Here is a 20,220-nt window from a genome sequence, read left to right as displayed (position 1 = left end):
GGAAGTCGCGCCCGATAAATGCAGGTTGCGATGCCGCATGTTTTTCAGGATTGGTTTGTCCCATACTCCGGCAGAATCATTTGTGTTTAAAGGATTGATTGATGAGCGTTGCAGATAAGCCCAAAGGCGAACTGACCTTGCGCGTTCCGGCCATGCCGAAGGACGCCAATTCGGCATTCGATATTTTTGGCGGCTGGGTGATGTCGCAGATGGACTCGGCCTCCGGCATTCGTGCGGAAGAACGCGCCCGTGGCCGCGTCGTCACCGCAGCCGTGCGCGAGATGTCCTTTGCCAAGCCGGTAAAGATCGGCGACGTTTTGTGCGTCTATACGGAAATCACCAAGGTGGGGCGCACTTCGATCACCTTGCGTGTCGAAGCCTGGGCGCAGCGCGCATCCCAGCAGCGCATGGAACTGGTGACGCATGGCGAATTCGTAATGGTGGCGCTGGACAAGGACGGCAAGCCGTCTCCGGTCCCGGAAGAATAGCCGCTCTCCATCTACATCGCAGAAAAGCCCGGTTTCGACCGGGCTTTATTTGCAGGCGCGATAGCCGCTTCGACGCTGCATCAGGTCGAAGTGAAAGTGATCTGCATGTTCAGGATTATAGCCCGGCCCAAGCACCGTGGTGAAATAATCGCAGGCGTCGGAACGAACGCTGTTGAGCAGGCCTTTTTCGCGGAAAGCGAAGAAACCGGGTCTGCGCACCGAAATATCCTTGCCATTGTTCAGCTTGATCCGCGTCACGTCGATGGCGTTGCCGCGTGAATGTTCCGACATTTTCGCGCCGCGACGATGATTCATCGTGCGGCAGGAATAGCCGCCCGCATTATAGATCGTGTTGATGCCGGACAGATAGCGCAGGCGCGCCGCCGGTTGCAGATCGCCCTTGATCCAGCGCGCAAAGGCTTCCGTCACCTGACAGTTCAGCGTTGCCGCCGGTTTGAAGGCGATGGAGCCGCTGTTGAAGCCCGACACCTCAATCGGATTGCCGATATTGCAGGATGCGCTGCGATAGATCGGCGGCTTTTCCTTGAAGACGACGCCGAGTTTTTTAAGGCGTGTGCGGCACGCCGCTTCGGAATTCGACATGGTGTAGATGTTTTCAGCCGCCGTAACCGGGTTCTGAACCGGCGTCGCAAAGCCATAATCGCCTGCATATTGCGGCTCGCTTTGCGGTGCTGGCTGCGCGGTGTGGGTTTCTTCTTCCTCGGCCAGCCCCACAACACGGTCTTGCTGCGGCGTATGCGTCATGGGAGGCTCGGGTATCGGCGAACTCATTACCGGCGCGGCTTGCATCGGTGCATCGGCCAAGGGAGCGGATGGCATCGGAGCGCCGGCCACGTCGGTGCTTGGCACCATGATATCCGAGTTTCCCACATCGGCTTGCGGGCGCGGCGGGCGGTCGCCGGAACAGCCAGCGGCCAGTATCAGCAGGAGCACGGACGCCGCCGGACCAAGACGGCGCAATCGCGAACGCGCATGATCGTGATCTGTTGTGGCGGACAACGCAAAACTCATGTCCTTGCCTTCTGCTTGTGGGGCGGTGTTTCCTGTATCCTATGAGAGAAGCGTAAAGGAAGAGTCAGTGCCTCTGTTAAGCGCTGTGGCGCAATCAGGGCAACGAAAGGGCGAGCTTGTGATGCTCTCTATCTTTTGACTGACGGCACGGCTGTTTTTTGCACTGCGCCATGTAAAATCGCTTCCCACTTTTGTCGGAAATGTTCTATCGCTTACCGCCGTGGTTCAGGGCCAAACCGCGCATCAGACCATTCTCCCGGTCCCAAAAGTTTCACCCATGTCAGCACTGATTTCGCCAAGCATCCTGCCGATCCTGCTTCTGGTCGGCTCGAATATTTTCATGACCTTTGCCTGGTACGGGCATCTGAAATTCACCAACACGCCGCTGGTCACGGTGATTTTCATCAGCTGGGGTATCGCGCTGATCGAATATTGCCTCGCGGTTCCAGCCAACCGTATCGGGCACGAAGTTTATTCGGCGGCCCAGCTCAAGACGATACAGGAAGTCATCACGCTGGTGATCTTCAGCCTGTTCTCGGTGTTCTATCTGAAGGAAGCCTTCACCTGGCACCACCTGCTGGGCTTTGCCTTCATCGCAGGCGGCGCGGCGCTGATTTTCAAGGCTTGATGGTTATTCTGCCGGTTCCGCTGCCGGGACCGGTTCCGCCTTGCGGTTCCAGAACATCGGGACAAGTTCGACGGCCAGCATGGCCGCAAAGAGCATGCCGCAGCCGATGAAGCCGATGAAGGTCAGCCGGTCGCCGAGGAAGATCGCGCCGAACAACGCCGCAAACAGCGCTTCCGAAGACAGGAAGATCGCAGCCTGCGCCGAGGTCGTATAACGCTGGCCGATGGCTTGCAGGGTGAAGGCAATGCCGGACGACATCACGCCGGTGAACAGGATTTCCTTCCATGTCAGGGCGATGGCGTTCCAGTTGAAGCCTTCGAGCAGCGATGCGCCAGCCAGACCGATAATGGCTGCGGTGGCAAACTGAACGCAGCTCAGCATGATCGGGCGTCCGGCGCGGTTGGCGCGACCAATCAGCAGCACTTGCATGGCCCAGAAAATTGCTCCGCAGATGACCAGCCAGTCGCCGGTCTTGAGCGCGGTCAGTTCACCGCCCGACAGCAGGAAAATCCCCGCCAGACAGATGACGGCGCAGGGCCAGACAACCGGGTGCGGCCATGTGCGGAACAGTAATACCCCCAGAACCGGCACCATCACGACATAAAGGCCAGTCAGAAAACCGGCATTGGTGACCGAGGTGGTGATGAGGCCAATCTGTTGCAGCAGCAGGCCGGTGAAAAGCACGGCACCCACCAGCATGAAGGAACGATAGTCGGAAGGTTTCAGACGGGCGGACGAGCGACGGCCTTCGGCAAGTGCCCAGGGCAGCACGGTGAGGGCTGCAATGCCGGAGCGAACGCCGATGAACAGGAACGGGCCGATGCTGGCCATGGCGGTCGATTGGGCGACGAAGCCCATGCCCCAGATCACGCCAGCCAGAAGCAGGACAATATTGGCTTGCGTGCGCGTCATCATGGCCTCGGATTGCGAAGAAGAAGGTCCGGCCCCATAGGATCGCCGGAAATTGTTTGTCCTATAGGCATTAGCCGGGCCTCGCGGCAAGCGGCGTCTGTATTCTGCGACAATGCTGCAGATGCGGCCTTAAGCTGGCTTCTTGTCTGGAGATTTGACAGGGTTCGATTTTTTCCGCGTGAAAAGATCGCCAGAAATGCTATAGTTCGGCGAATTAGTCGTTTGAACGGTTCCGAAACGGGTGTTTCGGTGACCGTTTTCTTTTTGTGTATCGGGGGGTGTTGCAGCTCCCGGAAGGGCACCTTGCAGCGCGGTTGTGCAGGCAGGGTGCGGCGGGCAACCAAACTGCCGGCGCGTTCAGTTCTTGGGAAGAGACGGGCGCCGGGCGAAGGAAAGGACTGGGTATGGAAAAGTTCCCTATGACCCCTCGCGGTTTCGAAAAGCTCAAGGAAGAGCTCCGCTGGCGTCAGCAAAACGAGCGTCCTCGGATCATCGAGGCTATCGCCGAAGCGCGTGCCCATGGCGATCTGTCGGAAAACGCCGAATATCACGCGGCCAAGGAAGCCCAGAGCCTCAACGAAGGCCGCATCAACGAACTGGAAGATGTCGTTGCGCGTGCCGAAGTGATCGACGTTACCAAGCTGAGCGGCGACCGAATCAAATTCGGCGCGACGGTCACGCTGATCGACGAAGACACCGAAGATGAGAAAATCTACCAGATCGTTGGCGACCAGGAAGCTGACGTGAAGGAAGGCCGCATTTCGATTTCGTCGCCAATCGCGCGCGCCATGATTGGCAAGACCGAAGGCGATACGATCGAGGTCAATGCACCGGGCGGCTCGCGTTCCTACGAGATCGTGACACTGAAGTTCATCTGATCACCGTGCCCCATTCAAATCCGGTTCCGGTTGAGAGTGTCGAGGTTGTAGCTCCCAACTTCAAGCAGCGCCTTTCCGGCGTGACCTCGACGATTGTGCAGCTCATTCCTTTGCAACGTGCGAAGGGGCTGAACATTGCCACAATGGGACCGGGTTTGCCGGAAAGCCTGCCGCATTTGGGCTGGGGCGCGCTTTTGTCCTTCTGGTCAGTACCGAAAAACCGCCGCTTCCGGATCTGGCATGCGCGGCGTAATATCGAAATGCTTGCCGGTATTTTCATGCGCGATGTCTTGCGCATGAAGCTGCGGCTGGTGTTCACCTCGGCTGCGCAGCGCAACCACAAGCCTTTCACCAAATGGCTCATCCGCCGCATGAATGCGGTCATCGCCACCAGCGGGCGCTCGGGCAGTTTTCTGGAAGTGCCGCATGAAGTCATCATGCACGGTGTCGATCTGGAACGCTTTCATCCCCCCGTTGGTGAGGAAGACATGTTTGCCGCCTCTGGTCTTCCGGGCAAATATGCTGTCGGTTGTTTCGGGCGCGTGCGGCATTCCAAGGGCACTGATCTCTTTGTCGATGCGATGATTGCGCTTTTACCGAAATATCCCGAATGGACGGCGATCGTCACCGGGCGAACGACCGCTGAGCATCAATCTTTCGAGGATGACCTCAAGACGAAGATTGCCGCCGCCGGTTTGCAGGATCGGATCCTCATTCTGGGTGAAGTCCCCGATATTCGGGTCTGGTATCGCCGCCTGACGCTTTATGTTGCGCCGTCGCGCAATGAGGGTTTCGGCCTGACGCCGCTGGAAGCCATGGCGTCAAAGACCGCTGTGGTGGCAAGTGACGCTGGCGCCTATGCCGAAATGATCGTGGACGGAACCGGCCGTTTCGTGCCCGCCGGAGATGGCGATGCCTTGCGCAAGGCCATTGAGCCTTATCTCGCAGACCCGGCCATGGCCGAGCGTGACGGCGAAACCGCTCTTGCGCATGTGCGCGCCAATTTCCCGCTCGAAAAGGAAGCCGCTGCGATCAGCTGTGTCTATGAGAGCGTATTCGCCGGGCGTGTCTGATCCAAAAGTCGCCATGCCGGTCTGCAAATGGTGATTTCTGCGCTTCCGGTGCTCACGTACCCAAATGTACGCTGCACTCCGGTACTCGAAAATCACCATTTTCGCCACGGCCTGCCGATTTTTGATTCAGATACTAAAGGCCACGGTGATTCAGAGAATCATCAGCGGTTCGTCCTTGACCGGACGAATGGTCAGCGCGGTGCGGACGGAGTCCACATTTGGTGCTGCGGTTAGTTCCTCGATCACGAAGGTCTGGAACGTGTTCAGATCACGTGCAACGCAATGAAGCAGGAAGTCGGACTCGCCCGAAACCATCCATGCGCGGCGTACCAGCGGCCACTGCTTGGTTTTCTCCGCAAAAGCCTTCAGATCGGCATCAGCCTGACGGTGCAGACCGACCGAACAGAATGCGACCAGATCCTGACCCAGCGCATTGCCGTTGAGAATGGCGCGATAGCCCCGAATGACGCCGCTTTCCTCGAGTTTACGGACCCGGCGAAGGCAGGGAGGTGCCGAAATGCCGACCCGTTCGGCCAGCTCGACATTGGTGATGCGCCCGTTGTTCTGGAGCTCCCGCAGGATTTTCCAATCGATTTCGTCCAGATCGGCCTTGATCGGCATGCATGACTCCGCGCGCAAGGAAATTTCATTCAAGGGTAATTATAGAATATGTGACGCCGTCATGGCGCAATCTAATCATGCTAATATCAAATGAATCCGTGGCGTGTAAACCGTCTAAAGCTCTGTCAACGCACCCAAAAAGCGCGTGTGAACAGGATATATACCGTCACAAGCTCCAGTCGTCCTGCCAGCATCAGGAAAGACAGCACCCAGAGAGCCGGGTCCTGGATGGTGGAAAAATTGCCAACCGGACCGATTGTTTCACCAAGGCCGGGGCCAATATTGGACAGGGCGGTCAGTGCGCCGGTGAAGGCCGATACGAAGTCGAGGCCGAGTGACGCCAGCAGCACCGCGCCGATCACCAGCGATGCGCAATAGAGGAAGAGATAGAGCAGCACGTTCTGGGCGATTTCGCCCGAGATTTCCGATGAGCCATAGCGCATCTTGGTGACGGCATGCGGCACGATTAGGCGCGACAGGCTCGCTTGTGTCAGGCTCCACAGGATGATGAGGCGGTTCATCTTGATACCGCCCGACGTGGAGCCCGCGCAGCTTCCCAGAAACGAGGCGAGGAAGAAAATGCCGAGAGCGGGTGGCCCCCAGAGCGAATAGTCTTCGGTCGCATAGCCGGTGGTCGTGATGACGGACACGAAATGGAACGAGGCCGAAATCAGCGCGTCGCCAAAAGGCACGTCCAGACCAAGCCGCAAAACGACGGCGAGGATGAAGCTGAAGCCGATGACGATGCTGAAGAACAGTTTGACCTGCGGATCTGCCAGCGATTCCAGCCGCTTGGGCATGAAAGCCTTGATGTAGAGCACGAAGGGCAGGGCCGAGAGAATCATGAACACCGTCGCGACAACCAGCAGCAGGCGGTTGCCGTGGTAGAAACCGAGCGAGTTGTCATGCGTGGAAAAGCCAGCCGTGGCTACCGTCGTCAGGCCATGATTGATGGCGTCGAACACGCTCATCCCAACCATGAAATAGCTGATGATGCAGGCAGCCGTCAGGCTCAGATAGGCGAGAATAATGCCAAGCGCGATCTGGTTCATGCGCGGCAGGATTTTTTCTGACTTGTCGGAATTTTCCATGTGAAAGAGCGCAAGGCCACCGGCGCGCAGCGACGGCAGCATCAGAAGCGCCAGGCCGATGAAGCCGATACCACCGATCCAGCAGAGCAGCGACCGCCAGAGCAGAATGCCGCGCTGCATATTATCCAGGCCGGTCAGCGCCGTTGCGCCAGTGGAGGTCACGCCGGACATGGCTTCGAAAAAAGCGGTGGCATAGCTGATCGGCAGATGCGAGAAATAAAGCGGTATCGAGCCGAGGAAAGCTGCGGTCAGCCAGATGCAGACCGTGAGCAGAAAACCGAGGCGGGGCGTGAAACGCACAGACTGGTTCTGCGTCGCAAAAAGGATGAGCGCGGAAAGCGCGCCCGTCGTTGCTGCCGAACGCAGGAAAATCAGCCAGTCGTCGCTGCCGTCGCGCAAGTCGATTGCGGCGGGCAAAAGCATGGCGGCCGCCATGATGAGGCCGAAGCGCGCGCATATGTTGGCGACAGTCTTATAGATGGCGGTCGTCTCCGGCCGTTTGTGGGGCGATTGGCGGACAGTTGAGCGTTGTTTTTCCTGTCTGTTTAACGCGAGATCGACCCGGTCGCAATGCGGGGAGGCGCTTCCTATCGCCTAACTGTCACAAGCTGTGGCTAAAGCGCAGCAAATGCCCGTCAAACCTTGCAAACGGAAAAGGGCAGACCTACCTTGGCCATAATATCAGGGCACAGTTAGGCCGGGTGCGCAGGCGATTCCGGTCAGTCGTGCACCCGCTGCTTTAAATCGATTTTAGGACCGGAGAGGAACCTCATGTCACAGCGTCATGCGCCCGTTATTGTTATCGGCTCAGGTCCTGCTGGTTATACCGCCGCGATTTACGCAGCGCGCGCCATGTTGAAGCCTATCGTCATTGCCGGTCTGCAGCAGGGCGGTCAGCTGATGATCACCACCGATGTGGAAAATTATCCGGGCTATGCCGAGCCGGTGCAGGGCCCATGGATGATGGAACAGATGGCCAAGCAGGCAGAACATGTCGGCGCGGAAATCGTACACGACATCATCACCGAGGTTGAAACCACGGTGCGCCCGTTCCGCCTGAAGGCCGATTCCGGCGCAGTCTATACCTGTGACGCGCTGATCATCGCGACTGGTGCGCAGGCCAAGTGGCTTGGCCTCGACAGCGAACAGACCTTCATGGGCGGTGGCGTCTCGGCTTGCGCGACCTGCGATGGGTTCTTCTATCGCGGCAAGGACGTGGTTGTGGTCGGCGGCGGCAATACGGCTGTCGAAGAAGCGCTTTACCTGTCGCATATCGCCAAGAGCGTGACCGTGGTGCATCGCCGCGACGGTTTCCGCGCCGAAAAGATCATGCAGGATCGTCTCCTGTCGCGCGCCAATGTCAGTGTGGTCTGGAACAGCGTGATCGATGAAATTCTCGGTACCGAGGCCAAGCCTCCGATGGGCGCGACCGTTACCGGTGTGCGCCTGAAGAATGTCGTGACGGGCGAGACCACGGAAGTCGATACACATGGCGTCTTTGTCGCCATCGGTCATGCGCCTGCCGTGTCGCTGTTCGAAGGCAAGCTGAAGCAGAAGCCGAACGGCTATCTGTGGACGGCGCCCGATTCCACCGCCACGGATGTTCCGGGCATTTATGCCGCTGGCGACGTCACCGACGATATCTACCGTCAGGCCGTGACCGCCGCCGGTATGGGCTGCATGGCAGCGCTCGAAGCCGAGCGCTGGCTGGCCGCACAGGAACCGCTGCACGAAGCAGCGGAGTAACGAGGGGGAAATCGTGGTCGCACCGCTCGACTGGGATAAACTGCGCATTTTTCATGCTGCGGCAGAAGCAGGGTCGTTCACCCATGCCGCGCAGACATTGCATTTGTCGCAATCGGCCATCTCGCGTCAGGTCAGTGCGCTGGAACAGGATGTCGGCGTGCCGCTGTTCCACCGCCACGCGCGCGGGCTGATTTTGACGGAACAGGGCGAAACGCTTTATCGCACGGCGCATGACGTGTTGATGAAGCTGGAAAATGTTCGCTCCAAACTGGCCGAGAGCAAGGAAAAGCCGACGGGACGCCTGCGCGTCACCACGACGGTGGGGCTCGGCTCCGGCTGGCTGATCGAACGTATCCAGGAATTCGTCGAGCTTTATCCGGATATCCAGCTTCAACTGATCCTCGATAATGAGGAACTGGATCTGACCATGCGTCACGCAGACTGCGCCTTGCGTCTGCGCCAGCCGCAGCAGCCGGACCTCATCCAGCGCCGCCTGTTTACAGTGCATATGCACCTTTACGCTTCGGCGGGCTATGTCTCGAAATACGGCAAACTGAATTCGATCGACGAGATCGACCAGCATCGCATCGTGACCTTCGGCGAACCGGCGCCGAGCTATCTGACCGGGTTGAACTGGCTGGAAGTGGCAGGCCGCACCGATGGCAGCACGCGCATCCCGGCCTTGCAGGTCAATAATCTTCTGTCGGTGCGCCGCGCCGTACAGCGTGGCGTCGGCATTGCCGTGCTGCCGGATTACATGGCCGACAAGGAATCCGGTCTGGTGCAACTCGTGCCGGAACTGGAGGAAATCCCGTCCTTCGATACATTCTTCTGCTACCCGGAAGCATTGAAGAATTCCGCCAAGCTGCACGCGTTCAGGGATTTCCTGTTTTCGAAGGCACGCAACTGGACCTATTGATCCCAACCATATGTATGCAAAAGGCCGCCTTGGAGAACCCAACGCGGCCTTTTGTTTTGGGATATCGATTGGTAGCGAGCGTACCGTAGCTCCCTCATCCTGAGGAGCCGCCGAAGGCGGCGTCTCGAAGGGCGAGGGAGCCTAGACTGGACCTCGCCCTTCGATCCTTCAACGGGCTCAGGATGATGCTGCGCTCCGCTCCGCACCTCACCCTTCGAGGCTTCGCTCCGCTCCGCACCTCAGGATGAGGGCGTGCGTTGACGCGGAGCGCCCGTTTGCCTGTTACTGGCGCGGCAGGAGGCGCTGCACGTCCTTGGCGGTGTCGGCGAGGACGTCTTCCGGGGTGGCGGACTGTTCGATCAGACGGGAGAGGCCGTCGACGATGGTCTGCGTTACCTTCACGCCGTTGGAGCCGGGGAAGGCATACCACGGCACCATGATCGACATCTGGCTGAGACCGGCCTTAAAGAGCGGGTTTTCTTCGTAGAACTTGCCGAGATATTCATCCGACTTGGCGGCGAGATCGTTGTTCGGCACGTAGCCGGTGCCCGGAACCACGACCGAAGCGCCGTAAGGACCGGCGGCGAACTTGGCGAATTTCCAGGCGGCATCGACCTTGGACTGGTCTTCGGTGAGGATTACGACCGCGTTGCCACCGGTCGGCAGACGACCCTTTTCCGGGTTGATGAGCGGGATCTTTGCGGTGCGCAGATCAAACTTGTCGCCGACATTCTTGATCGTGTTGCGCAGTGCGCCGGTGGTCTGGAAGGCAAAGCCCACCTTGCCAGCGGCAAAGGCCTGTTCGCCCGCAGCCTTGGTCAGAACCGGCATGCCGCCTTCCTTGACCATGCGGTCGACGAGCTTCAGCGCAGCAAGGCCTTCGGGTCCGTCGAAGGCGACCTTCTTCTCGTCTTCGGTCAGCATGGTGCCGCCTGCGCCGAACAGAAGAGCGGAGAACATCCAGTCATCGCCCTGCCAGCGGAAGTCGATGCCTTCATTGCCGTTGCCGAGCGCCTTGATCTTGCCGCCGAGCGCGATCACTTCGTCCCAGGTGGTGGGCGGCGTGTCGGGGTTGCCACCGGCAGCGCGCACCAGATCGGCATTATAATACATGATCGGGTTGGAGGTCGCGAAAGCAAGGCCGACCTGGCGGTCGCCGACGCGGGCGAGACTGAGGATATGATCGGTGAAGCCCTGCGCTTCCATATCCTTTTCCTTCTCGACCAGTGGCTTCATGTCGACGCCGATATTGCGTTCGGCCAGAACGCGCAGGCGATTGAGACCGGTGAAGGTGATATCCGGCATTTCCGACGTGCCAGCCTGACGCATGATCGTCTGGATGCCTTCTTCATAGGTGGCGGAAGGGCTGACGAAGTTGATCTTGATGTCCGGATTTTCTTCCATGAATTTTTTCGAGATGTCGGCCATGACATCCTTGAAGAAGCCGGGCATCGGATAATGCACATTGAGCGTGGTGTCTGCGAAAGCGGGCGAGCCGAGGCCGGTTGCGATGGCCAGAGCGGCAAAAGTGCTTGCGAGGCGTTTCATGGATAACTCCTGTATGTGAGATAGGCGAAAGGGTCAGCCTTTGAGGCCGGTCAGGGTGATGCCCTCGATGAAGCGGCGCTGGGCGGCGAGAAAGGCCAGCAGCAAAGGCAAGGTGATGATGAGCGTTGCCGCCATCAGCGCGCCGTAGTCGTCACCGGCTTCGGCAGCGCGGAAATAGAGCAGGCCGAGCGGCGGCGTGGCGCGTTCCATGCCGTTGACGACGATCAGCGGCCAGAACAGATCGTTCCAGTGCGCAACAACCGAGAAGATCGAGAATGCCGTGATAGCGGGCCAGGCATTAGGCACGATCACACGCATGACAATGCCTGCTTCCGACATGCCATCGAGGCGGGCGGCGCTGATGAGATCGTCGGGCATGGCGCGGAAGAATTGCAGGAACAGGAATATGCCGAATACCGAGATGAAGAACGGTGCGCTGAGCGCAAAATAGCTGTTCAGCACGCCAAGCTGGTTGAAGCCGACATAGAAGGGCAGCGCGGTTGCGTGGATCGGCACCAGCAGTCCCAGCATGACGAGAACCATCATGGTGCGCTGGCCGCGAAAGTTGAGTTTCGCCATGGCATAGGCGCATGGAATGGCGATCACCACCTGCACCACCAGCACCAGTCCACAGACCACAACGCCGTTGAAGAGCAGCAGCCCCATGGGTACGCGGGTGAGGGCTTTGGCGACATTGTCCCAAAGCGCCCAGTTCTGCGGGATCAGCGAGAGCGACGACGAGAAAATGTCCTGCTGCGACTTGGCTGCGGTGGACAGCATGAAGATGTATGGCGCGAGGAAAAGCAGCGCGCCGAACGAGAGAAGACCGAGGCGAAACGAACGGGCAAGTGACATGGGAGGTCCCCTCAATAATGCGTGCGGCGGTCCAGCACACGAAACTGGAGCAGCATCAGGACGATCAGCACGGCGAGGAAAATCACGGTCATGGCCGAGGCGTAACCGACGCGGAGAAAGACGAAGCCTTCCTGATAGATGCTCCAGAGCAGCACTTCCGTAGCCTTGTTCGGACCGCCTTCGGTGAGCGTCTTGACGGTTTCGAACACCTTGACCGCATTGATGATGCTGATGGTCGTGACAAACAGCGTCGTCGGCCCGAGCAAGGGCCAGGTGACGAGGCGAAAGCGCTCCCAACTGCTTTTCACGCCATCCACTTCGGCGGCGGAATAAAGCTCGCGCGGAATGGCGGTGAGGCCGGCCAGAAACAGCACCATGTTGAAGCCGACGCTTTGCCAGACGCCGATCAGCGCAAGGCTGACAAGCGCCGTATCGCTGGAGCCGAGCCAGTTGGGACCGGTAATGCCGATCATGCCAAGCAGTGCATTGACGGGGCCAAGGGTCGGATGCAGCAGATATTGCCAGACGGTCGCCATGGCGACGAGCAGCGACGCCACCGGCAGAAAATAGACGGTGCGGAAGAACGATTTCCCGCGCACTTCGCCTTCGATGAGAAGCGCGACGCCAAGGCCGAGAAACACCGAAGCCGGTGCAACAATCGCCGTATAGATCGCCGTGTTCTTCAAAGAGATGAGAAAAGTGCGGTCGCTAAACAGTTCGACATAATTGTCGAGGCCGATGAATTCGAAACCGGCATAGCCGAGTTCGTAATTGGTGAAACTCCAGAAGACAACCGCTGCGGTCGGCAGCAGGATCAGCAGCACCGTCAGGAGAATGGCGGGGGAGGCGAGTTTCCAGGCCAGTCGCTCCTCGCGCCGCCGCGCATTTTCGGCGGCAGTGCGGGCGCTGACCGCGCCGGGCCTAGCAAGAGCGAGATCAGACATGAGCCGGAGCCTTTTCCGCCGGTGCGAGGGTCACCACATTTCCGGCAGGCTGGCGCAGGCGCGCGCCGTCATCGCCGAAGAGATAGGCGTTTTCCGCATCGAAATACAGGCCAACAGGCAGACCGGGTGCAATGTGATCGGCCTTGACAGGGTCGAGCTTCACGATCAGCTCCTGCGCGGAGCCGGGCGCTTTCAGGTAAACCAACACTTCGGAGCCGAGGAATTCGATGCGCGAGACGGTTCCGGCAATGCCGGTCTTGTCATGCGGGTGCAGACGGAAATGTTCCGGGCGGATGCCGACACGGATCGTTGTGCCCGCATAGGCGGCGACGTTTTGCAGGATCGGGCGGCCCGCGAAATGGACACTGCCCTGATCGCTGACCAAGGCGTCCAGAATGTTGATGCGCGGGGTGCCGATGAATTGCGCCACTTCGATATGGCGCGGATCGTTATAGATCGCGGTGGGCGTATCGATTTGCAGCAGCTTGCCGCCCATCATCACCGCCACACGGTCGGCCATGCTCAGCGCTTCAGCCTGATCGTGGGTGACATAGATCGTCGGAACCCCGGCGCGGCGATGCAGATCGACAATCTCGGCGCGGGTATGAACGCGCAGATTGGCATCGAGATTGGACAAAGGCTCGTCCATCAGGAAAACGCCGGGCTGGCGCACGAGCGCACGGGCAAGCGCAACGCGCTGGCGTTGGCCGCCCGACATCTGGCCGGGCTTGCGGTCGAGAAGATGGTCGATTTTCAGGCTGGCGGCGGTGGTTTTCACCTGTTTCTGGATCGCGGCGCGCTTGGCGCGCTGGCCGGGAACCAGCGGTCCCACGAAGGGTAGGCGTTCGGTCGTCGTCATGTCGCGCATGGCAAGCGGCACGGCGATGTTCTGCGCGGCCGTCAGATGCGGATACAAAGCGTAAGACTGGAAGACCATCGCGATATTGCGGTCGGCGGGATGCGCGCCGGTTATGTCGCGGCCCGCCAGTGCGACATTGCCTTCATCGGCATGGTCGAGCCCGGCAAGAATGCGCAAAAGCGTGCTCTTGCCGCAGCCAGACGGGCCGACGAGGGCGATGAATTCGCCCTCCGCCACGTCGATGCTGATGCCGTCCAGAATGCGGTTGCCGCCATAGGACTTCCCGATATCGCGGATGGCAAGCGTGCTCATTGGCTTGCCTCTTCCGTGACCTTCTCTCCGTCGCCCGCATGATGCGGATAGACCTCATGCACCACATCGTCGATCACGTAGGGCGTCAGTTCATCAATGCGCACGATGGCGCTGGTAGCTGCTTCGCCAAGTTCATGCACGACAGCGCCGAGAATACGCTCGCCCGGCAGATCGCGTTCCATCGCGCCGACGATGAAGGCCGCCGCCGGTCCCCAGACATAGCGGGTGCCGAACGCTTCGCCCTTCCATGCCCGGTGCAGGTGGCCGCTGGCGTGAAGCTGCACGTTATACTGCGCGAAGAGATCATAGAGACGCTGGCGCGCCACCGGGCGGATGCCCCAATAGCCGCTGTCGCCTTCTTCCGGATCGTCGACGAAGAGTGGCTTGTGCGCGAAAACGGCGACGGGCTTGCCGTCTGCGTTTTCCAGAACGTTTTCCAGCCACTGGAACTGGTCTTCTTCCTGTTCGCTGCCGGTGCCGATGATAAGGCTGTTGAGGCCGACGATCAGCCAGTCACCGAGGTCCTTGGCCCAGCGGTCTGGACCGATATGGCGCTGCCAGCGCGCAAGGCGCTCGGCATTGACCGGCTGGTGGCTTTCCGGCAGATGGCCGATGTCGTGATTGCCCGGCACGCTGAGGACGGGCGCGGAGAGCTGTTCGAAACAACTGCGGCAGAATTCGAGATCAGCTTCGATATCGGCGCCATCGACGGCAAGATCGCCGGTGTGAATGATTAGATCGGGCTTCTGCTGCTCGATCCACGCCACGAGCGGTTCCCAGTTCGGGTTGAAATGTGTCTTGATCGGGCTGAGATGGGTGTCGGTGATTTGAACGATCCGCATGGGCGCGCTCCCTCATGGCTTGTGAGATGTTCGCAGCGATCACCGTCTTCTCCGGTGGCCGCTTCACGCCGGATGCGTTCTCCCCGCATCGGCTCTGCCGGGGCTTTTAGGCCTGTTTTGTGACAGTCCTGATGCGCCGCAATGACAGTTGGATGACATCTTCTGTGGGGAATCAGTGGAAGGTGATTTGCTGATTTTGCAGGCAGTTTGGTTGTATCGATGCCTGTTCCGTAGGCGCTCTGATTTGCATCCAACCGCTCATTGGGCGGGCAAGATTTGGCTAACAATTTGATTATATTTAAAATAATTGCCTGAACGAGCTATGCGCAGGATGCATGGCAGCATTGCGCTAAAGTTGCATTGCAAAAATGATGAGCAGAGAGCATATAACAATCATCTCAGCGCCGCGTTTCCTCCTCCCATTTGCGCGGGCTGAGTGTTCCCCTCTGGAGGTTTGCCTCAAAGGCACCTTCAAAACTCAAAGCCAGACATTTGTCTGGCTTTTTTTTTGGCTTTTCGCCTGTTATTGGCCGCGACGGCTGACCGCAACAAACTACAAATGCTGATCACCTTCCAGCTGTCTGTTCTGACAGGGTGAAGCCACGTGCTGTTTTTCCGTGAAAGTGCGGATACGAAAAAGGGGCCTTGCGGCCCCTCTGTCATTCGCTATTCAGAAGCTTTTGTTCTTACGCATGTCTTTGTCCCGAAACCGGTTCCCATTTTCGGGAGACATGCTTAGCGCAGGCTGGCGCAGAAGCGCTGGATACGGGTGCAGGCTTCTTCGAGCAGCTCATCGGACGTTGCATAGGAAATGCGGAAGTTCGGTCCAAGACCGAAAGCCGAACCGTGAACCACGGCAACGCCTTCTGCTTCCAGCAGTTCGGTGACGAAATCTTCGTCCGTTTCGATGACCTTGCCAGCTTCGGTTTTCTTGCCGATCAGGCCAGCGCAGGACGGATAGACGTAGAATGCGCCTTCCGGTGTCGGGCACTGGATGCCCTTGGCCTGATTGAGCATCGATACGACCAGATCGCGACGAGCCTGGAAAATTTCCTTGTTCTTCGGGATGAAGTCCTGCGTGCCGTTCAGCGCTTCAACCGCTGCCCACTGGGCGATCGAGCAGGCACCGGAAGTCTGCTGACCCTGCACCATGTCCATGGCCTTGATGAGTTGCAGCGGGCCAGCGGCGTAACCGATGCGCCAGCCGGTCATGGCATAGGCCTTGGAAACGCCGTTCATGGTCAGCGTGCGGTCATAGAGCGACGGCTCGACCTGAGCAGGGGTCGTGAAGACGAAATCGCCATAGACCAGATGCTCATACATGTCGTCGGTCAGGATCCAGACCTGCGGGTGACGCACAAGAACGTCTGTCAGCGCCTTCAGCTCGGCTTCCGTATAGGCAGCGCCCGTCGGGTTCGACGGCGAGTTGAAGATCAGCCACTTGGTCTTCGGCGTGATCGCCTTTTCCAGATCGGCAGCGGTTAGCTTGAAATTGTCTTCGATCTTGGTGTTGATGAACACCGGCGTACCGCCGTTGATCGCAACCATTTCCGGATAGCTGACCCAGTAAGGGGCAGGCACGATGACTTCATCGCCGGGGTTCAGCGTGGCCATGAAGGCGTTGAACAAAATCTGCTTGCCGCCGGTGCCGACGATGACCTGATCCGGCGTATAGTCGAGGCCGTTTTCGCGCTTGAACTTGGCGACGATGGCCTTGCGCAGCTCAGGAATACCGGCCACAGGCGTGTACTTCGTTTCGCCGCGATTGATCGCGTCGATGGCGGCCTGCTTGATATTGTCCGGCGTGTCGAAATCGGGTTCGCCCGCACCAAGACCGATCACGTCCTTGCCTTTGGCTTTCAGTTCGCGTGCTTTCTGGCTGACCGCGATGGTCGCAGATGGCTTTACACGGGAAAGGGCGTCGGCGAGAAATGCCATGATAGATCTCCATAGATGGCAGGCTCTGTTAACCGCACTGGGAACGGCGCGGTTTTGCGGATTTTCTATGTCGCATCGGCACGGGAATCGCAACAGATGGATTGACTTTTCGCCGGTGAATCCGGGTTTTCTCGAAATTGTGTTGCGAAAAGTGTCGGATAGATCAGTCTTGCTGACATAATATCTCAAAGAAACTGATTAGACAGGACGCAGTCCGCGCGTCGATATGGTTTTTTGAAACAGGAGATTTTCATGCTGACCATTTACGCCCAACCCGATTCAGGAAATTGCTACAAGCCCCGCCTTCTGCTTGCCTTGCTGGGCAGGCCTTTTCGGCATGTCACGGTTTCGTCGCTCGACGGCTCAACGCGCAAGCCGGACTATCTCGCCAAAAATCCCAACGGAAAGGTGCCATTGCTGGAGCTGGAGGACGGGCGACTGCTGGCAGAATCGAACGCCATGCTGCTCTATCTGGCGGAAGGAACGCCGTTTCTGCCCAAGGACGCCTATGAGCGGGGGCTTGTCTATCAATGGCTGTTCTTCGAACAATATAGCCATGAGCCCCATGTGGCCGTGCGCCGGGCGCTGATGATCTATCCGGAGCGGGCACGGGATGCGACGCCGGAACGTCTGGCCTCAACGCTCGCCGGTGGCAACAAGGCGCTTGGCGTCATGGAAACACAGCTTGAAAAGACGCCCTATCTGGCGGGCGAGACTTATACGGTCGCCGATATCGCGCTCTATGCCTATACGCATGAGGCGCATCTGGGCGGCTTCGACATGCAGCAATATCCGGCGGTTCAGGCCTGGCTCAAGCGCGTTGCGGCCCATCCGGGCCATGTGGCGCTTGACTGGCTGCCTTGAGAATTTTCTCTGATTCCAAAAAATTAGAGCGCCGGTCAGACCGGCGCTCCAATGTTTTCATGTCACATTCGTGCACAAGCCAGATGAAACATCCGGCGGCAAAATGTCTTAGGCTGCGACGAGGTTGTCGGCAGACGAACGGCCCGAACGGCGGTCCTGCACGATCTCGTAGGTGACCTTCTGGCCTTCGTTGAGCGTGGCAAGGCCAGCGCGCTGAACGGCAGAGATGTGAACGAAAATGTCCGTGCCGCCCTGGTCAGGCTGAATGAAGCCGAAACCCTTGGTCGTGTTGAACCATTTAACTGTTCCCGTAGCCATGGGAATGTCCTTTGTAACGATAGTAATTTTTAGTCCGCATGCTCCGCATACGTCCCTGTGGATCGAATTTATGGACAGGAGATCGTCAGGAAGCACGGCAGGCCGCACGGGTCTCAAAGTCACTCGACCGAAAAATCGATTGCCGGACTATATGCGACAAATTTGACCAGCACAAGAGAGCTAGGATGTGTGTCTGGCCATGGTTTTGCTAAAAAAATCGCAGCTTTAACGTCAACGCTAGGTATTTTTTATCTAAAACGCCGCCGTATCAGCGATTGCGCGCATGGTCGCTCTTTATTGAAGGTGTTGCGACCTTACTATTAAGACGGGCAATAGATCGGTCCTGCCAGAAAAGACAGATCTAAAGTCACAGCCCGAACGAGACATCGCTTTTCTTTGACTTTTGCGTGATATGCATAATGCGCATGTTGCGAATGGCCCGCGATTTCGTCACAGGGATTCGCGAACGGCACGTGGCGAGGCAAATATGACGTCTGAACCGGAACAGAAGCAGCCGAAGCGCAGCGCGCAAAGGAAAAGCCGCAAGCGAGGGAAGTCCCAGCGCGTTGGTATCAAGGGCTTGCTCACCCGTCAGCCGGTCCGGGACGGCAATGATCTGTTCTCACAGGTCTCGATGATGACCGGCGCTTTCTGGAATTCGCCAGTGCGCACCACGCTGATTGCACTCGGAACCGGCATTTTCGTGCTGATCGTGCTGATTGCGATTGGGCAGGTGGCCATCAACCGCTGGAACGAGCCGTTTTACGATGCGCTGGCGCGCAAGGATTTGCAGGCGTTCTTCCAGCAGCTGATGGTGTTCTTCGGTATTGCGGGCACATTGCTGGTGCTCAATGTCGCCCAGACATGGCTGAACCAGATGTTCAAGCTTAAGATGCGTGAAGGGCTGGCGCGCGATCTCGTCGGTCAATGGCTGGTGCCGGGGCGCGCCTTTCGGCTCGCCAATGCGGGCGAGATCGGCATTAATCCCGATCAGCGCCTGCATGAAGATGCGCGCCACCTTGCCGAAACATCCTGCGATCTCGGTATCAACCTGCTGCAATCGACCGTGATTCTGTTGAGCTTTGTCGGCGTATTGTGGTCGCTGTCGAGCGGATTTATTTTCAATATTGGCGGTTATAGCTTCCCGATTCCCGGCTATATGGTGTGGGCGGTGATCATATATGCCGCGTCCGCATCGTGGCTGACATGGATCGTCGGGCGCAACCTCGTCAATATCAATGCCAATCGTTATGCGCGCGAGGCGGATTTCCGCGCCTCGCTGATGCGCGTCAATGAGCATCTCGATTCGGTCACCCTTTCGCGCGGTGAGGTGGATGAGCGCCGCCGTCTCGATCTCGATATCGACGCCGTGCTGGCTGCGATCCGCAAGATCGTCTATGCGACCACGCGACTGACATGGGTGACGGCTGGTTATGGCTGGCTCACCATTGTAGCGCCGATTCTGGTCGCCGCACCGGTGTATTTCTCTGGCGGACTGACCTTCGGTGGTCTGATGATGGCCGTCGGCGCGTTTACGCAGGTGCATAATTCACTGCGCTGGTTCGTGGATAATTTCGGTGCCATTGCCGACTGGCGCGCCACACTGCTTCGTGTCGCCACTTTCCGTCAGGCAATTCTGCGCATGGATGAGTTGGGTCATCTCGACCGGCACGTCGATCTGGCCGTCAACGAGGACGATAGAATCAGTCTCGACGATGTGTCGATTGCGGCACCCGATGGCTGTTTGCGCCTGTCGAAGAGCGCCTTCGCGGTCAAGCCGGGCGAACGGGTGTTGGTAACCGGCGGCACCGAAACCCAACGCACCTTGCTGTTTCGGGCGCTTGGCGGTCTGTGGCCATGGGGCGAGGGGCGGATCGGCATGCCAGCCAATGACGGCGTAGCCTTCATGCCGCGTGCGCCTTATTTCCCGCCCGGGACATTGAAGAGCGTGATCGTCTATCCATTCGACCTGAAAAAATTTTCGCCCGAAGCGCTGGAGGGCGTGTTGCAGCGCGCCGGGCTTGACCGGCTTATCGGCAGTCTCGACTACGCCACACGCTGGGAACGGGTGCTGACCGATGACGAGCGGCAATGTCTCGCTTTCGCCCGCCTCATTCTGCAAAAGCCGCAATGGATCATCATCGATGGCGCGCTGGATGGTCTCGATGCCGAAGCCTATGATCGCATCCGGGACATTTTGACCACTGAGCTGAAAGACGCTGCTGTGATCCATCTGGGCAAGCCGCATCTGCATAACGGGTTTTTCTCCCGGCAGGTCAATCTGGAAGATGATCCCGATGGCAAGCCGCTGGAAATTCCCGCTTTAAAGAGCGCATGAAAAAAGCCGCCGGA

General features: G+C 58.6%; 19 protein-coding genes. 8 read left to right on the top strand and 11 right to left on the bottom strand.

Annotated features, from left to right (window positions below; genetic code table 11):
• Window positions 1-101 precede the first annotated feature (101 nt).
• On the top strand, window positions 102-488 hold the full coding sequence (locus D8666_RS04650; protein ID WP_109369476.1) for an acyl-CoA thioesterase: 387 nt from the start codon (window positions 102-104) through the stop codon (window positions 486-488).
• 45 nt (window positions 489-533) lie between these two features.
• Here the strand turns inward: D8666_RS04650 and D8666_RS04645 are convergent, their stop codons facing one another.
• Window positions 534-1,520 carry an extensin-like domain-containing protein gene (locus D8666_RS04645; RefSeq protein ID WP_121536480.1) on the bottom strand — a complete coding sequence of 329 codons (987 nt, stop codon included), beginning with the start codon at window positions 1,518-1,520 and terminating at the stop codon, window positions 534-536.
• A gap of 277 nt (window positions 1,521-1,797) precedes the next feature.
• Here D8666_RS04645 and D8666_RS04640 point away from each other — a divergent pair, with 277 nt between their 5' ends.
• Entirely contained in the window at window positions 1,798-2,148 is a 351-nt protein-coding gene (locus tag D8666_RS04640; protein WP_121536632.1) for a DMT family protein, read from the top strand.
• 3 nt (window positions 2,149-2,151) lie between these two features.
• Here D8666_RS04640 and D8666_RS04635 read toward each other — a convergent pair whose 3' ends face one another.
• Window positions 2,152-3,060: a DMT family transporter gene (locus tag D8666_RS04635; protein ID WP_121536630.1), complete on the bottom strand. Its 909-nt coding sequence runs from the start codon at window positions 3,058-3,060 to the stop codon at window positions 2,152-2,154.
• 404 nt (window positions 3,061-3,464) lie between these two features.
• On the opposite strand from D8666_RS04635, the gene greA reads away from it, so the two are divergent.
• Together greA and D8666_RS04625 are read left to right on the top strand one after the other, a co-directional pair.
• Window positions 3,465-3,938, top strand: a complete 474-nt coding sequence (gene greA / locus D8666_RS04630; protein ID WP_109369473.1) for a transcription elongation factor GreA — start codon at window positions 3,465-3,467, stop codon at window positions 3,936-3,938.
• Between the two features lie 5 nt (window positions 3,939-3,943).
• Window positions 3,944-5,011, top strand: coding sequence for a glycosyltransferase family 4 protein (locus D8666_RS04625; RefSeq protein WP_121536478.1), 1,068 nt, complete (start codon window positions 3,944-3,946; stop codon window positions 5,009-5,011).
• Window positions 5,012-5,161: 150 nt separating this feature from the next.
• Here the strand turns inward: D8666_RS04625 and D8666_RS04615 are convergent, their stop codons facing one another.
• Both D8666_RS04615 and D8666_RS04610 read right to left on the bottom strand, forming a co-directional pair.
• On the bottom strand, window positions 5,162-5,632 hold the full coding sequence (locus D8666_RS04615) for an Lrp/AsnC family transcriptional regulator (protein WP_095447076.1): 471 nt from the start codon (window positions 5,630-5,632) through the stop codon (window positions 5,162-5,164).
• 125 nt (window positions 5,633-5,757) lie between these two features.
• Complete coding sequence (locus D8666_RS04610) at window positions 5,758-7,158, bottom strand: TrkH family potassium uptake protein (protein ID WP_109369471.1); 1,401 nt, start codon at window positions 7,156-7,158, stop codon at window positions 5,758-5,760.
• 336 nt (window positions 7,159-7,494) lie between these two features.
• Here D8666_RS04610 and trxB point away from each other — a divergent pair, with 336 nt between their 5' ends.
• A complete protein-coding gene (gene trxB / locus D8666_RS04605; RefSeq protein WP_109369470.1) occupies window positions 7,495-8,469 on the top strand; it encodes a thioredoxin-disulfide reductase in 975 nt (324 codons plus the stop codon).
• A gap of 13 nt (window positions 8,470-8,482) precedes the next feature.
• Complete coding sequence (locus D8666_RS04600; RefSeq protein ID WP_109369469.1) at window positions 8,483-9,388, top strand: LysR family transcriptional regulator; 906 nt, start codon at window positions 8,483-8,485, stop codon at window positions 9,386-9,388.
• A 282-nt stretch (window positions 9,389-9,670) separates the two neighbouring features.
• Here the strand turns inward: D8666_RS04600 and D8666_RS04595 are convergent, their stop codons facing one another.
• From D8666_RS04595 to D8666_RS04570, 6 genes are all read right to left on the bottom strand, one after another.
• Window positions 9,671-10,936 carry an ABC transporter substrate-binding protein gene (locus D8666_RS04595; protein ID WP_121536474.1) on the bottom strand — a complete coding sequence of 422 codons (1,266 nt, stop codon included), beginning with the start codon at window positions 10,934-10,936 and terminating at the stop codon, window positions 9,671-9,673.
• A gap of 33 nt (window positions 10,937-10,969) precedes the next feature.
• A complete protein-coding gene (locus D8666_RS04590) occupies window positions 10,970-11,791 on the bottom strand; it encodes a carbohydrate ABC transporter permease (protein WP_121536472.1) in 822 nt (273 codons plus the stop codon).
• Window positions 11,792-11,802: 11 nt separating this feature from the next.
• Complete coding sequence (locus tag D8666_RS04585) at window positions 11,803-12,735, bottom strand: carbohydrate ABC transporter permease (protein ID WP_121536470.1); 933 nt, start codon at window positions 12,733-12,735, stop codon at window positions 11,803-11,805.
• Window positions 12,728-13,906: an ABC transporter ATP-binding protein gene (locus D8666_RS04580; protein WP_121536468.1), complete on the bottom strand. Its 1,179-nt coding sequence runs from the start codon at window positions 13,904-13,906 to the stop codon at window positions 12,728-12,730. The genes D8666_RS04585 and D8666_RS04580 overlap by 8 nt, the downstream gene beginning before the upstream one ends.
• The gene (locus tag D8666_RS04575) at window positions 13,903-14,748 is read right to left on the bottom strand and encodes a metallophosphoesterase family protein (RefSeq protein WP_121536466.1); all 846 of its coding nucleotides are present in this window, start codon (window positions 14,746-14,748) and stop codon (window positions 13,903-13,905) included. Before D8666_RS04575 ends, D8666_RS04580 begins: the two co-directional genes overlap by 4 nt.
• Before the next feature lie 735 nt (window positions 14,749-15,483).
• Window positions 15,484-16,686 (bottom strand): pyridoxal phosphate-dependent aminotransferase, encoded by a 1,203-nt coding sequence (locus D8666_RS04570; protein ID WP_109369463.1) that lies wholly within the window; start codon window positions 16,684-16,686, stop codon window positions 15,484-15,486.
• A gap of 252 nt (window positions 16,687-16,938) precedes the next feature.
• Here D8666_RS04570 and D8666_RS04565 point away from each other — a divergent pair, with 252 nt between their 5' ends.
• Window positions 16,939-17,550 carry a glutathione S-transferase family protein gene (locus D8666_RS04565; protein WP_121536464.1) on the top strand — a complete coding sequence of 204 codons (612 nt, stop codon included), beginning with the start codon at window positions 16,939-16,941 and terminating at the stop codon, window positions 17,548-17,550.
• Window positions 17,551-17,658: 108 nt separating this feature from the next.
• Here the strand turns inward: D8666_RS04565 and D8666_RS04560 are convergent, their stop codons facing one another.
• On the bottom strand, window positions 17,659-17,868 hold the full coding sequence (locus D8666_RS04560; RefSeq protein ID WP_109369461.1) for a cold-shock protein: 210 nt from the start codon (window positions 17,866-17,868) through the stop codon (window positions 17,659-17,661).
• 487 nt (window positions 17,869-18,355) lie between these two features.
• On the opposite strand from D8666_RS04560, the gene D8666_RS04555 reads away from it, so the two are divergent.
• A complete protein-coding gene (locus D8666_RS04555; RefSeq protein ID WP_121536462.1) occupies window positions 18,356-20,206 on the top strand; it encodes an ABC transporter ATP-binding protein/permease in 1,851 nt (616 codons plus the stop codon).
• Window positions 20,207-20,220: the final 14 nt, after the last annotated feature.

The sequence above is a fragment of the Ochrobactrum soli genome (assembly GCF_003664555.1).
GTDB classification, from domain to species: domain Bacteria; phylum Pseudomonadota; class Alphaproteobacteria; order Rhizobiales; family Rhizobiaceae; genus Brucella; species Brucella teleogrylli.
Note: the sequence above shows the minus strand (reverse complement) of the source record. Positions and strands in the feature narration are given on the sequence as shown.

Excerpts from the sequence above, each read along its gene's own strand:
- D8666_RS04645 (WP_121536480.1), bottom strand. The coding sequence starts at position 1,520 with ATGAGTTTTGCGTTGTCCGCCACAACAGATCACGATCATGCGCGTTCG.
- D8666_RS04635 (WP_121536630.1), bottom strand. The coding sequence starts at position 3,060 with ATGACGCGCACGCAAGCCAATATTGTCCTGCTTCTGGCTGGCGTGATC.
- D8666_RS04640 (WP_121536632.1), top strand. The coding sequence starts at position 1,798 with ATGTCAGCACTGATTTCGCCAAGCATCCTGCCGATCCTGCTTCTGGTC.
- D8666_RS04595 (WP_121536474.1), bottom strand. The coding sequence starts at position 10,936 with ATGAAACGCCTCGCAAGCACTTTTGCCGCTCTGGCCATCGCAACCGGC.
- D8666_RS04570 (WP_109369463.1), bottom strand. The coding sequence starts at position 16,686 with ATGGCATTTCTCGCCGACGCCCTTTCCCGTGTAAAGCCATCTGCGACC.
- D8666_RS04615 (WP_095447076.1), bottom strand. The coding sequence starts at position 5,632 with ATGCCGATCAAGGCCGATCTGGACGAAATCGATTGGAAAATCCTGCGG.
- trxB (WP_109369470.1), top strand. The coding sequence starts at position 7,495 with ATGTCACAGCGTCATGCGCCCGTTATTGTTATCGGCTCAGGTCCTGCT.
- D8666_RS04650 (WP_109369476.1), top strand. The coding sequence starts at position 102 with ATGAGCGTTGCAGATAAGCCCAAAGGCGAACTGACCTTGCGCGTTCCG.
- D8666_RS04585 (WP_121536470.1), bottom strand. The coding sequence starts at position 12,735 with ATGTCTGATCTCGCTCTTGCTAGGCCCGGCGCGGTCAGCGCCCGCACT.
- D8666_RS04555 (WP_121536462.1), top strand. The coding sequence starts at position 18,356 with ATGACGTCTGAACCGGAACAGAAGCAGCCGAAGCGCAGCGCGCAAAGG.
- greA (WP_109369473.1), top strand. The coding sequence starts at position 3,465 with ATGGAAAAGTTCCCTATGACCCCTCGCGGTTTCGAAAAGCTCAAGGAA.
- D8666_RS04560 (WP_109369461.1), bottom strand. The coding sequence starts at position 17,868 with ATGGCTACGGGAACAGTTAAATGGTTCAACACGACCAAGGGTTTCGGC.
- D8666_RS04565 (WP_121536464.1), top strand. The coding sequence starts at position 16,939 with ATGCTGACCATTTACGCCCAACCCGATTCAGGAAATTGCTACAAGCCC.
- D8666_RS04590 (WP_121536472.1), bottom strand. The coding sequence starts at position 11,791 with ATGTCACTTGCCCGTTCGTTTCGCCTCGGTCTTCTCTCGTTCGGCGCG.
- D8666_RS04580 (WP_121536468.1), bottom strand. The coding sequence starts at position 13,906 with ATGAGCACGCTTGCCATCCGCGATATCGGGAAGTCCTATGGCGGCAAC.
- D8666_RS04575 (WP_121536466.1), bottom strand. The coding sequence starts at position 14,748 with ATGCGGATCGTTCAAATCACCGACACCCATCTCAGCCCGATCAAGACA.
- D8666_RS04610 (WP_109369471.1), bottom strand. The coding sequence starts at position 7,158 with ATGGCGGCCGCCATGCTTTTGCCCGCCGCAATCGACTTGCGCGACGGC.